Source organism: Candidatus Blochmannia sayi (nom. nud.) (assembly GCF_059935855.1).
On record NZ_CP011796.1, the window covers coordinates 152,932 to 167,398 of the forward strand.

Sequence of the window (14,467 nt, forward strand, 5' to 3'; positions counted from 1 at the left end):
CTAAGAGAACTGTAATATGCCAAGAAGAACTGATATACGGAGTATTTTATTATTAGGGGCTGGACCAATTGTTATCGGTCAAGCTTGTGAATTTGATTATTCTGGTGCACAAGCTTGTAAAGCATTGCGTGAAGAAGGATATCGTCTTATTTTAGTAAATTCTAATCCCGCTACAATTATGACAGATCCTGATATGGCCGATGCTACTTATATTGAAACAATTCAATGGGAAACAATATGTAAAATTATTGAAAAAGAACGTCCAGATGCATTGTTATCAACTATGGGTGGACAAACTGCTTTAAATTGTACTTTAGATTTGGAACGTCATGGAATTTTAAAAAAATTTAATGTAATAACAATTGGAACAACAATACATTCTATTTATAGAGCAGAAAATCGTCAAAAATTTCGAGAATCTATGAAAAAAATTGGTTTAGAAACGGCGCGATCTGGTATTGCGCGCGATATAGATACAGCCATGATGATTTTAAAAAAAATTGGACTACCTTGTATTATTCGTCCTTCTTTTACTTTAGGGGGAAGTGGAGGTGGTATTGCTACTACTACAGAGGAATTTAAAAAAATTTGCAGATATGGATTAAATTTATCTCCTAATCATGAACTTCTAATTGATGAATCTTTAATTGGTTGGAAGGAGTATGAAATGGAGGTAATACGTGATATTAAAGACAATTGTATAATTGTTTGTTCTATAGAAAATGTTGATCCCATGGGTATTCATACCGGAGATTCCATTACTGTGTCTCCAGCTCAAACTTTAACTGATAAGGAATACCAAATCATGAGAAATGCTGCAATAATGGTGTTGCGAGAAATTGGGGTAAATACTGGCGGTGCCAATGTACAATTTGCAGTAAATCCAAGTAATGGGAGACTTGTTGTTGTTGAAATGAATCCGAGAGTATCACGATCATCGGCATTAGCTTCTAAAGCAACTGGATTTCCTATAGCAAAAATAGCTGCTAAATTAGCGATAGGATACACTTTAGATGAATTATCAAACGATATTACAAATGGTCGCATTCCCGCGTCTTTCGAACCATCTATAGATTATGTAGTGACTAAAATTCCGCGCTTTGATTTTGAAAAATTTCCAGGACGACATAACAGATTGACAACACAAATGAAGTCAATAGGCGAAGTTATGGCAATTGGCCGTAGTCAACAAGAATCTTTACAAAAAGCAATACGAGCGTTAGAAATAATAGGATTAACAGGATTTAATCCTAAAATCAAGTTAGATCACCCTCAAGCGCTGAATATTATTACATACGAATTAAAAAATGCTAGTAATGATCGAATATGGTATATAGCTGATGCCTTTCGTTATGGTCTTTCTTTAAAGCAAGTGTATCATTTAACTAATATAGATTGTTGGTTTTTAAGTCAAATTGAAGAATTAATACGATTAGAAAATAATTTAATATCTATAGGTATATCATGTCTTGATAAAGATAAATTGTATTTTCTTAAAAAGAAAGGGTTCTCTGATGCAAGATTAGGACAATTGACAAGAGTTTCAGAATATCAAATTCGTGCATTGAGATTTAAGTATAATATACATCCTGTATATAAACATGTAGATGCTTGTGCAGCGGAGTTTTCTACTGATACTTCTTATATGTATTCTACTTATGATGGCGAATGTGAGTGTAAATTTAACAATAAAAATAAGACTGTTATGGTGTTGGGAGGAGGACCTAATCGTATCGGTCAAGGCATCGAGTTTGATTATTGTTGTGTCCACGCAGCATTGGCATTGCGTGAGAGCGGATATTCTGTAATTATGGTAAATTGTAATCCTGAAACTGTTTCTACTGATTATGATATATCAGATATTCTTTATTTTGAGCCAATTACATTAGAAGATATTTTAGAAATTATACGTGTTAGCAAACCAACAGGCGTAATTGTTCAATATGGAGGTCAAACTCCATTGAAATTAGCCAAAGAGATAGAAGCCTCTGGAGTGCCTATTATAGGTACTAGTTCTGATTCGATTGATCAAGCAGAAAATAGAGAGCGATTTCAATATTTAATAAAATGCTTAGGATTTCAACAACCTGACAATGTTACTGTTACATCTATAGAATTAGCTTTAAAAAAGGCTGAAGAAATAGGATACCCTATAGTGGTTAGACCTTCTTATGTTTTAGGAGGTAGAGCTATGCATATAGTATATAATAAAAAAGAATTGTTATATTGTTTCAACAATGCTATTAAAGTATCTAATAATGCACCGATCTTGTTAGATCATTTTTTAGAAAATGCAATAGAAGTAGATGTAGATGCTATTTGTGATGGAAAACAGGTGTTTATTGGGGGAATCATGGAACATATTGAACATGCAGGAGTGCATTCTGGAGATTCGGCGTGTTCTCTTCCGGCTTATACGTTAAATAAGAATATTCAAGATAAAATACGTTATCAGGTGAAAGAATTAGCATTTAAATTTTGCATAAAGGGATTAGTAAACATACAATTTGCAATCCAAAAAAATAAAATTTATATAATTGAGATCAATCCAAGAGCATCACGTACAGTGCCTTTTGTATCTAAAGCCATCGGTATAGCATTAGCAAAAATTGGGACTCGAGTAATGCTTGGACAGTCTTTATCTGATCAAGGTATCATACGGGAGATAATACCTCCTTATTTTTCAGTAAAAGAGGTAGTGTTGCCATTTAATAAATTTGCTGATATTGATCCAAAATTGGGACCGGAAATGAGATCTACAGGAGAGGTAATGGGAATAGGACGTACTTTTGAAGAAGCTTTTGCTAAAACGTTAAGCAATCGATTTTATGTGAAAAAAAATAGTTGTGTGTTATTATCATTGTCTGAAAAAGATTCAGATAGAGCGGTAGATTTAATTAACAAATTTCTTCAGAATGGTTTTATGTTAGATGTTACAGGTAGAACAGCTAAGATATTGAAGAAAATTGGTATTATTTCTCAAATGATTAGGTCGGTACATATCACTAGTCCAGAAATTAATAATAAGATTAAAAACGGTATATATAGTTATATTATTGATACCACTTTAACAAATAAAATGAATAATCATGATGATACTGCTACGTTTTTGTGTCGTGCTGCATTACAGTATAATATTAATTATAGCACTACAATGAATGGGAGTTTTGCTGCGGCTCTATCTATGACTGTTGATACTACGGAATATATAGTACCAATTCAAAGTATGTATTCTAAGATAATAAGTCAATTATAGTTGAATTATATATTATTGATATTATTTGATGATTGTTGTGAGTTTTTATTAAGTTGTACTAGTTGTTTGTATGATTAAACGTTATTTAAAAATTGTTTTATGTGATTCGGTGTATATAAAATAGTATAATAATGATTGTTAGTTTGATTTCTGCATTGACTGTAGATCGTGTGATTGGAATGGAAAATGTTATTCCTTGGTATTTGCCTGTAGATATGCAGTGGTTTAAGTATCATACTTTGTATAAACCAATTATTATGGGACGTAACACATTTGAATCTATGGGTAGAAAGCCATTGTTAAATAGATTAAATATCGTTTTAAGTCGTCGTAATTTACTAAATTATCATAATAATGATGATATTGTTGTAGTAAATAATCTAAGTCAGGTTTTGTCTTTAATAAACGATGATTTATATGAAGAAGAAGTCATGGTTATTGGAGGAGGTGCCATATATAGAGTTTTCTTGCCTTATGCACGACGTTTATATTTGACATATGTTTATAGTATTGTAAAAATTAACGGTGATACTTGGTTTCCTGATTACAATGTAAGTGAATGGAAACTTATTTTTAATAGTTATTGTAAAATCAAGGAACATGTCGTGTATTGTTTAAACTTTAAAATTCTTGAGCGTTTGTAACTAATTATGAGATTATTTAGTTTGTAATCTTTATTGATTGAATTAATTATGACAGATATTGATCTTTTGGTTTGATGAAGTTATAGTTCATTTAAAGGAATGATAATCGTCAATTATAATTATAAATTATAACAAGATGTTAATTATCTCTTATATTTTATAGACATTTAAGAAATAGAGAATAATTTTTAATATTATTTTTTAAATAAAAGTAATTAAGTGGGTGGATTACAGGGAACATATATAAATTTTTTATCTTCCCATCTTAATGTGGTAAGAGTTCCTCCCCAGCAACAACCAGAGTCTAAGTTATAGATGCCAGATGAGATTTTTATATTTTTTAATGATGCCCAATGACCAAAAATTATACTATATTCGGAGAAATTAATTTCTTTTGTTAAAGAAAACCATGGGTATATATTTTTTGGAGCGCATTTAGGAGGTCCCTTATATTTGAAATTTAATTCGCCATTTCTATAAACATAACGCATCCGAGTGAAAATATTAATATTTTCTTGTATTTGTTTTAATTTTTTAATATTTATATTATTTGTAAGAGTTATATTTGTATTGTTTATATCTTTAAAAAGCAGGTAAGAGTGATCACTTGATAGAATTTTTTCTATTTCTTGAGCATATTTCTTAGCATTATAAATGTTCCAATTTGGGTGAATTCCTGCGTGGGCCATCAAGAATTTCTTATTTTTATCTATGTACATCATAGGTCGAGTGCATAACCAGTGAATTAATTCGTCTAGATCTGGTGCATTTAATATAGAATCAAAATAATGTGTATGTTTTTTATTATTTATTTCGAAATATGTTTTTAACAGATGTAACTCATGATTACCTAATACTAGATTAGCGCTTGTATTCAACGAATAGATTAATCGTAATACTTCTAATGAACTCGGTCCTCTAGCAATTAAATCTCCAGTTAGGTATAGGAGATCAGTATTAGGATTAAAATGTATGAGGTCCAACATGGTTATTAGATTTTTATAACATCCATGAACGTCCCCGATAAAGTAAGTAGACATTTGTGATTATATATTTTTTATTTTTGAAAATTAATCAAATATACATATTTTATAATAAAAAATGTAATTTAAAAGAGTAGATATATCACATAAAATACACTTTTTATTTAATAGGATCGTTGTTGTCATATTATGTAATTATATGTTTATTTGCATTAAAATATAAAATAAATTCATTATAACATTTAGAGAGTTGAAATACAATTATAAGTAATATATGAATTATACATATAAATATATTATTATCTATTTAAGTTTTTATTGTTTAATATATTTGTCAGTATGCAATATTGGTCAATAGTAATGTTTTCTGCTCGTAATGTCGGATCAATTCCTTGTTGAATTATTTCTGTTTCATCAAAAAATGGAGATAAACTATTACGAATAATTTTACGTCTTTGATTAAACGCTAATTTTGTAAGTAAAGATAGTTGTTTGATATTAATCATTGGATATGGTGTGGTGATATGTGGAAGTAATTGTACTACCATAGATTGTACTTTTGGAATAGGAATGAATGAAGTTGTCGGTATTTCTAATAGCGGAATAACTTTATAATGATATTGAGTTATTATGCTCAATCTTCCATATTCTTTTTTATTAGGACTTGCAAGAAGTCGTTTTGCTACTTCTTTTTGAAACATAAAGTGCATATCGTAAATTACATTAACATATTTAAATAAATAAATAATTAATTCTGTGGCTATATTATAAGGTAAATTTCCTATTAATCGTAGTTTGTGTCCAACTTGACGTGATAGATTGAAAAAATTGATCGTCATTACATCTTGATTTAAAATCATCAGCTTTTTTTTGTTGAATATTTGAAGTAATCGATGAACTAAATTAAGATCACGCTCTATTAAAATTAGAGAATCAATATCGATGACATCTAAAATGTGTTTAGTTAAAGCACCTAATCCTGGTCCGATTTCTATTATTTTTTGATTCTTTTTAGGGTTAATAGCTTTGATTATAGCATATATAATATTTTTATCTTTAAGAAATACTTGACCCCATTTTTTTTGTATACGATGGTTTTTATAGTATATATTTTTCATGAATATTGTTTATCATGTTAATTGCAGTTGTGATAGCCAGTATCATGCTGTTAGGTAGCGCTTTTCCTGTTCCAGATAGTTCTAAGGCAGTCCCATGGTCTACGGAAGTGCGAATGAAAGGCAATCCAAAAGTAATATTTATCGATTGACTAAATCCAGAATATTTTAATACAGGTAATCCTTGGTCATGATACATAGCTAATATTACATCAGCATGCTGAATATATTTCGGTTGAAATATTGTATCTGCTGGTAAAGGTCCTATTATTTTATGAGCAATATTTTTTTTTAAAACATCTAAAGTAGGAATAATAATTTTAGTTTCTTCCTGTCCTATATATCCAGATTCTCCAGCATGGGGATTTAAACCACATACATAAATTTTAGGGCATAAAATATTAAAATATTTTTTTAATCCTTGAGTAAGAATAGATATGGTATCGCAAAGAGATTTTTGAGTAATTGCTTTTGGAACAGCTGATATAGGTATATGGGTGGTTACTAAAGCAACACGTAATTTGTTATTACTCAACATCATTACAGTTTTATTGGATTTGCTAATCTTGGATAAAAACTCAGTGTGCCCGCAGAATGATATATTTCCTTTATTGAGAATGGCTTTATGTATGGGACCGGTAACTAATGCTGCAAATTCTCCATTTAAACATCCTTGTGATGCCCGTTTTAAAGTATTTATAATGTAACTATTATTCTCAATATTTAATTGACCGGGAACAGATTTTTTTGGAAGTGGTATTTTTAGTATAGACAATTCTCCGGGTGCGCAAGGGGATGCTATTTTTTTAGAATGATAAGTACGTAATTTTAAAGGTAAATTTATTTTATTAGCTCTGTCTAGTAGTAAATTGGGATCTGCGCATGCAACTAATTCTGTAGGCCATATTTTTTGTGCGCTCATGATGAGTATATCAGGACCTATTCCGGCGGGTTCTCCTGTGGTGATAATAATTCGTTTTAGTAGTTTTTTGTTAGTCATTTTAATTAATAATCTTAATGTAAGATGTATGTTTTAACTCTTGAATCCAATTTTTCATAATTTCGTCAAATTTTTTATTTAGTAAATATAAATAGGCGCGTTCATGCATGACTTCAGTGTAATTTAATATATTAATATCTGTTAATTGGATCAAATAACATCCGTAAGAAGTATGTATTGGTGTGCTAATTTCATTTCTTTTTAAAGAAAGCAAAGTTTTTTGTATTGCTGGTTCAAGAGCATCTAAATCTTTCCATATCATATCTTCTTCATAATAATTAAAACACGCATCTTTTGATTTGTCTTTGATAAGCATATTAAATGTTGTGTTATTTTGTTCAATGCATTCTTTAATTTGTGATAATTGTTTTATTATATTTGCATTTGCATATGGATTTGTTGTGCCAAACATTTTTAATTTAATTTTAGTTACAGGAAATATGAATTCTTTATGACGTATATCTTGTACTTCTACAATATATATTCCATCGTAGGATAAAATTGGACCAATAATATCGCCTTTTTTTATTTGTTGTAAGTATTTATCGAAAATAATTGGTATTTCTTTCCATGAAAGCCATTCTGTTTCTTGTACTTTAATGATTTGAATAATATTTTTATTAGAATATGTATGTAATAATTTTTTAATATTATTATTACATTGTTTTTCTTTAATTAATAATTTTGCAAAGCATTCTATTTGATTTATTTGTTTTTGAGTCGGTTGCATTGGTAGTGAGAGTGTAATATATCTTAATTTAAATTGTTTGTTAAAATTGATAACATCAAATTCTTTAGTAATACTATTGATTTCATGTGTTAATATATTGGCTCTGTGATAGGCAACATTATCACATATAATTTTTTTGATAATATCTTGGTATTGTTGTAAATAATATTTTTCTTTATTTAAACCGATATTGTGTAAATATATATAAAATTGATCTGTTGTCATTCCACATAAATCTACAATACAATTAATCATATGATTAATTGTATTGTAGTTTATATTAATATTTTGTTGAGTAGCTATTTGAATAATGAGTTTATCTGTGATTAATTGGTCTAAAATTTTTTGATACCATCTGATATTTTCTAATACATCGGTGTTAGAGTAAATACTGTTATTATGAGTCATATAAACATTATTTTTGACGTCGCTATCTAAAATAATGTGATGATTAACTATAGCTACAATTTTATCTGTTATTTTTAACGTTCCAAAAATAGTACTAGTTTTGAATATACAAATTAAGATCAATATGTTCCAAACTTTCATAAGTTATTAATAGTATTATAATTTAAGAATTAAATAATCATTATCATTATATGATATATGAATTTAGAATATGTACTGATATGGTAGCATACCGGTATTTAATATTTTATATGGATCTGGTTTAGAATCCATTATAGAATTATATATTTTAATATCTAATCGTATCTTATTGTCATATATATTACTGTTTGATTGATTATTCCAATCGATGATTTTTCGTTCACAAATTACGTTAATTCCCCAGCATGAAGTACAATATTGTATCCCTATTATTTGATCAATAGGTTGATTGGTTTTTATATTATGATGGTATGAGCAATTTATTTTTAAGTTTTTAATTAATGGGTAATATGCGAGAATACCTAGTTGAGAAATGGATTTATGGTAGATCGGTGCATTAATATTTGGTAATATTTTTTTAAGATATTTATCGTTAAAATATCGGTAGTGTGTTTGTAAAACTTGATTATTTTTTCCTATATGTTCTAACATTGCAGTTCCAAATGATAGTATATGGTCTTGTGTGCTGTATTGAATGTCAGTATTTATATGCCAATAATCATTAATATTCCAATTAATTGTTCCTGAAAACAGTGTAATGTTGGGATTTATATTGTTATTTTTAATTGTTTTTGTTGTATCTTTAGAGTTGAATTGTTGAGTAAAACTCAAGATTTGACCTATAGATGCATAAAGTAATTCATTTTTTTTATCAAAACATCGTATAGTTATATTCCCTGTAATTTGATTCGCAGGTGCGATGCGATCTAAACCACTGTATATAGAGTCGTGAAATAAATTTTTGTGATCTATATGAATCAGATTAGTATCATACATACCGATTTTTTCTTGAAAACGATATGGTACATATAAATACTGTAGTCTTGGTTCTAATAAATGTTTATATTTTTTTGAGATATATTTTTTTCTTTTAAGAATTGTTTGTCCATTAATTTTAAATTGAGGAATAACACGATTGACTATATTTTGTAGAGGATAGTTTTTGTAGTGTGTTGTATTATAATGACTTATATTATTTTGTTGATAATGTGTGATGTTTAATTTTAATTCAGTATCAAAATTATTTCCATGATCATGTATCGAGAAATTTAAAGTTGGTTCTGTATGTATTCTAATTGTTTTTGGAAAGTAATAGTTTGTAGGTAAAAATTGTGTAAATTGACTAAATAGTTTTAAATTAAATGGTTTTTGATTAATATTAGTATAGTATGTATTTAGTTCTAATTGAGGTGCTGCGCTATAATCGCAATGTTTTTGTGTCGTTGTAGCGTTGTTAGTATTTGCTGTACTAAGATAAACCAAACTAGTGTTCCAATTTTCATTACTGTAGTTACACAAAAGTTTTTGGTTTACACTGGTGTTTTCAGAATACATAGATATTGGTATGTTAGTATCTTTGAAAAAATTACCATTTTGATTTATATCCGAGCAATAATTAGAATAGAAGTGCCATTTTTTCTGCATGATACCGCTATGTTTCCAATATAATTTCCAATATTTGTCATAATAATTATTAGGAGATTTTTTTTTGTGTGTTTTGTTATCTTCTATTATATCTAAAATCAATACTCCGGTCCCTGGTTGAATTGAATAATGTATTTCTGTTTCTAATTTTAATCCTAAATCAGATGTATAATATGGAGAAATACTTCCTGAAAAATTTTTTGAAAAATTAATAGGACAGGGGATTTTACATTTTAACCCATGTTTATTACTATATTTAATGCTAGGTATGTAATGTTTTAAAAAAATATTGTTTTGATGAAGAGATAGTGATAAATAAGGACTGTAGAATATTGGTATTTTTTTAATTTTAAGACAAGCGTTCCAAATATCTATGTTATGTTTATGATGATCGTAAATCATTTCTGATCCCATTATATTCCAATAATTATCACCTGCAACACAAGAAGTAAATTTTCCTTGTTTGATAATAGTGTAACGATTTTTTTCTCGTTGCATTATGGTATTTGCTGTGCCGTGAATATGTGGTTTTGATAAGTAATACGTACCTTTATGAATATCTATATTTTTGTTATTTAAATTAATCCAAGCATGAGTTCCTGTTAGTGTGATGTAGTCGTTGTTATAGTAAACATGACCGATAGCATGTAGTGTGTTATATGATAATTCATTATTCATATTATGTGATACGATTAATTTATCAGATATTAGAGTATTATTATTTTGTCTAATTTTCACATGCCCAGTAAACTGGATTTTATGAGGATAATATATTTCTAATGTGTCGGATTGTACATTGATAGATTGGTCATTAGGACAAATATTATTATTAATAATGATATTTGTATTGTTTGATGCATAAGTTAAGCAATCAAATTGAGCCTGCAATATTAACAAAATTATATTAATGATAATGTTTTTATAAAAAAAATTAATTTTATTAATATAAACTATTTTAATATGTATTTCATCAAAAAATAATAAAGTTTTTATAATTATATTAAAAATTGTTTTATATGTTGAATATATAGTTATTGTTAAATGTTATATGTTATCAGATAGTATTGTTTTAATGTTTTTATCATAAATTGATAAGTATGTATTTGTTAATTGTTTTTGTTTAATTTACTTTTATTGAAAATAGTAATGTTATATATCTGTATATATAGATATATAGAAATTTGAATATATATTTATTGTTATGTCATTAATGGTTTTAATTAATTTGTTTTATAATTTTTATTTCGTATAAAATATTAACATTTACTATTAATTTTTAGATTAATAGACAATATGCATTTAAGTAATTTAAGTAATTTAATTTTTAAATCAGCAAGATAAAAGGAAAAAACAGTAAGAAACAATTGTATTAATGGTTACTATTATTATTATTATTAATTTTTTGCTTTAATATTTATTTAAATTTACATAAAACGGCATATATTATGTCATGTAATTCTATATAAGTTATTATAGCAATTGTTGAGTAATAATAATATGAATTTTAATTGTTTTTAATTTTATCATAATTTTTATTTCATAAATATTATTTTTTTGTTATTGTGTTTATTTCAAATATGACGGTTGATTATCTTCATATTTTTTAATAGCCGCATCATGTTGCAAAGTTAAATTGACATCATCTAAGTCATTCAACATACAATGTCTATAAAAATCACTTATTTCAAATCGGTATTTTTTATAATTCGTATAAATAATTTTTTTATATAAATCTACAGTGAAGGATGAGCCTTTTTTTTGTACTGCAATTTCTTTAAATAAATTGTTTATCTGTGTTTCTGATAAAGTTATAAGTAATAAACGATTATTAAAACTATTTTTATGAAAAATATCAGCAAAACTTGTAGCTATAATAACTTTAAATCCATAATCCATGAGCGCCCATACTGCATGTTCTCGAGAAGATCCGCATCCAAAATTTTTTTGACTTAGTAAAATGCTAGCGTTTTTATAGTAGGGTGAATTCAATATAAAATTTGGATTTGGTGTTTTGTGTTCATTTTCAAGAAAACGCCAATTATAAAATAAGTATGATCCAAAATTAATTCTAGTAGTTGTTTTTAAAAATTGTTTTGGAATGATATTATCAGTATCAACATTAGCTATGTTCAATGGTAATACAACACCAGAATATTGAATAAGTTGAAACATATATTATTTCCTTATTATATTGTTATTGCAAATTTTCTAATATCTATAAAATGTCCAGCAATAGCGGCAGCTGCTGCCATTGACGGGCTTAATAAATGGGTACGACTACCGCGACCTTGACGACCTTCAAAATTACGATTACTAGTAGAAGCGCAACGTTCGCCTGAATTAAGTCTATCGTTGTTCATAGCTAAACACATGGAACAACCGGGTAATCGCCACTCGAATCCCGCTTGTATAAAAATTTTATCTAATCCTTCTTTTTCCGCTTGATCTTTCACTAATTTGGATCCAGGTACTACTATTGCTTGTGTATTATTAGCAATATGATGTCCTTTAATTACTCTTGCAGCTATGCGTAAATCTTCAATACGTGAATTGGTACATGATCCTATAAATACTTTATCAATAGGAACATTTGTCAAATAAGTATTAGATTGGAGCTGCATATAATTTAAAGCGCGTTTAGCAGCATCGCGTTCTATAGGATCTGTGAAAGATTCTGGAGACGGGATAGGTTGGTCAATAGATATTACTTGGCTAGGATTTGTACCCCAGGTTACTTGTGGTTTAACATTAGATACATTGAAATTAAATACTTGATCAAAATAAGCATTACTTTCGGAATGTAAAGTTTTCCAATATAATAGCGCTTGTTCCCAATGTTTCCCTGTTGGTACAAATTTGCGATTTTTCAGGTAATCATAGGTAATGCTATCCGGCGCTATTAAAGCAGAAGTTGCTCCCATTTCAACAGCCATGTTGCAAAGGGTCATTCGCCCTTCCATAGTTAATAAACTGATAATATCTCCGCAGAATTCTACTACATATCCAGATGCGCCTCCATGGCCGATTTTTCCAATAATTGCAAGAATTATGTCTTTGGCTGTAATTTGAGGAGCAATAACACCTGATAAATTTATTTGCATAGATTTATATCGGATTTGTTTTAAGGTTTGTGTTGCTAATACATGTTCTATTTCTGATGTTCCAATTCCGAAAGCTAAAGCACCAAAAGCTCCATGAGTAGCAGTATGAGAATCTCCACATACAATGGTCATGCCAGGTAGTGTTATGCCTTGTTCTGGGGCTAAAACATGAACTATTCCTTGATAAGGATGATTTAAATCAAACAATGTAATTCCAAAATCCTTACAATTTTTTGTTAGTGTATCTAATTGGACTTTTGCTGTATTTCCAGCGGCATTTATATTTTGTGTTGTAGTAGGAACATTATGATCCATAGTTGCAAATGTTTTATTAGGTTGTCTGACTAGACGTTTTTTTAAACGCAGTGATTCAAAAGCCTGTGGTGATGTAACTTCATGTAATAAATGTCGATCAATATATAGTATTGGAATATCATCTTTGTTATCGTATACTATATGTGAATCGTATAATTTTTGATACAAGGATTTGTCCATATTATTTTTCTCTTTTGTTTTGAATGAGCGAAGCTATAATATCGCCCATTTCATCAGTTTTAATGCTTTTTGAGTGTTCTGTCGCTATATCACAAGTCCTATATCCTAATCTTAATGTTTCAGAAACTGCTTTTTCAATCGCAATTGCAATATGATTTAATTTTAAGCTATATCTAAATAATAATGCGGCGGAGAGAATATGAGCGATAGGATTGGCAATGTTTTTTCCTGCAATATCTGGAGCGGATCCTCCAGCTGGTTCATAGAGTCCAAAGTCATGTTCGTTAAGACTGGCAGAGGGTAAAGTGCCAATTGATCCGCTAATCATAGCGCATTCATCAGATAGAATATCTCCAAATAAATTTGAACATAAAATAACATCAAATTTAGATGGGTTTTTTATTAATTGCATGCTAGCATTGTCAATGTATAGGTGTTCTAATTTAATGTCTGGATAATTGTTTGAAACCTCTGATACCACTTCTCTCCATAACATAGAAGTGTAGAGCACATTAGCTTTATCTATAGAAGATACGCATTTACGTCTTTTTTGAGCTAATTTAAAAGCAACGTGAGCGATACGTTCGATTTCAAAGCGATGATAAATTGCAGTATCAAAAGCATATTCATTTAGATTGGTGCCTGAACGTCCTTGTGGTTTGCCAAAATATATACCTCCGGTTAATTCGCGTACACATATAATATCTATTCCATTTGAAATTATTTTTGTATTTAGAGGAGATAATTTTTTTAATGTTTCAGCAAGATATATAGGTCTTAAATTAGCGAATAAATTAAAGTGTTTTCGTAAAGTTAATAATGCGCCTTGCTCTGGGTTTGATGATCCTTTCAAATGCGCCCATTGAGGCCCTCCTACAGCCCCAAGTAGTATAGCATCTGATTGTTCGCAATGTTTTAATGTACTGTCAGGTAAAGGGGTTCCTTCGCTATTAATTGCATCTCCTCCTATTTTGCATTCTGTGGTGATAATATTTATTTTAAATTGTTTTTTTATCACATTTAAAATTTTATAAACTTGTTTTGTAGTTTCTGATCCAATTCCATCTCCTGGGAGTATTGCAATATGATAATTTTTATTCATAAATATT

The 14,467-nt window shown here is 28.6% G+C and carries 10 protein-coding genes; 2 read left to right on the forward strand and 8 right to left on the reverse strand.

Annotated features, from left to right (window positions below; all coding sequences use genetic code 11):
* The first annotated feature begins 16 nt into the window (after window positions 1-16).
* Both carB and Bsayi582_RS00640 read left to right on the forward strand, forming a co-directional pair.
* Complete coding sequence (gene carB, locus Bsayi582_RS00635; RefSeq protein WP_500815887.1) at window positions 17-3,256, forward strand: carbamoyl-phosphate synthase large subunit; 3,240 nt, start codon at window positions 17-19, stop codon at window positions 3,254-3,256.
* Between the two features lie 131 nt (window positions 3,257-3,387).
* Window positions 3,388-3,900, forward strand: coding sequence for a dihydrofolate reductase (locus Bsayi582_RS00640; RefSeq protein ID WP_500815888.1), 513 nt, complete (start codon window positions 3,388-3,390; stop codon window positions 3,898-3,900).
* A 215-nt stretch (window positions 3,901-4,115) separates the two neighbouring features.
* On the opposite strand, the gene Bsayi582_RS00645 is transcribed toward Bsayi582_RS00640, so the two are convergent.
* The 8 genes from Bsayi582_RS00645 to leuB form a co-directional block, all read right to left on the reverse strand.
* On the reverse strand, window positions 4,116-4,940 hold the full coding sequence (locus Bsayi582_RS00645; RefSeq protein WP_500815889.1) for a symmetrical bis(5'-nucleosyl)-tetraphosphatase: 825 nt from the start codon (window positions 4,938-4,940) through the stop codon (window positions 4,116-4,118).
* Window positions 4,941-5,182: 242 nt separating this feature from the next.
* Window positions 5,183-6,001, reverse strand: coding sequence for a 16S rRNA (adenine(1518)-N(6)/adenine(1519)-N(6))-dimethyltransferase RsmA (gene rsmA / locus Bsayi582_RS00650; protein WP_500815890.1), 819 nt, complete (start codon window positions 5,999-6,001; stop codon window positions 5,183-5,185).
* The gene (gene pdxA, locus Bsayi582_RS00655; protein WP_500815891.1) at window positions 5,982-6,998 is read right to left on the reverse strand and encodes a 4-hydroxythreonine-4-phosphate dehydrogenase PdxA; all 1,017 of its coding nucleotides are present in this window, start codon (window positions 6,996-6,998) and stop codon (window positions 5,982-5,984) included. Before pdxA ends, rsmA begins: the two co-directional genes overlap by 20 nt.
* 1 nt (window position 6,999) lies before the next feature.
* On the reverse strand, window positions 7,000-8,277 hold the full coding sequence (locus Bsayi582_RS00660) for a peptidylprolyl isomerase (protein ID WP_500815892.1): 1,278 nt from the start codon (window positions 8,275-8,277) through the stop codon (window positions 7,000-7,002).
* A 63-nt stretch (window positions 8,278-8,340) separates the two neighbouring features.
* The gene (gene lptD / locus Bsayi582_RS00665; RefSeq protein WP_500815893.1) at window positions 8,341-10,659 is read right to left on the reverse strand and encodes an LPS assembly protein LptD; all 2,319 of its coding nucleotides are present in this window, start codon (window positions 10,657-10,659) and stop codon (window positions 8,341-8,343) included.
* A 669-nt stretch (window positions 10,660-11,328) separates the two neighbouring features.
* Entirely contained in the window at window positions 11,329-11,934 is a 606-nt protein-coding gene (leuD, locus tag Bsayi582_RS00670) for a 3-isopropylmalate dehydratase small subunit (protein ID WP_500815894.1), read from the reverse strand.
* 14 nt (window positions 11,935-11,948) lie between these two features.
* Window positions 11,949-13,358: a 3-isopropylmalate dehydratase large subunit gene (gene leuC, locus Bsayi582_RS00675; RefSeq protein ID WP_500815895.1), complete on the reverse strand. Its 1,410-nt coding sequence runs from the start codon at window positions 13,356-13,358 to the stop codon at window positions 11,949-11,951.
* 1 nt (window position 13,359) lies between these two features.
* Window positions 13,360-14,460, reverse strand: coding sequence for a 3-isopropylmalate dehydrogenase (gene leuB / locus Bsayi582_RS00680; protein ID WP_500815896.1), 1,101 nt, complete (start codon window positions 14,458-14,460; stop codon window positions 13,360-13,362).
* Window positions 14,461-14,467: the final 7 nt, after the last annotated feature.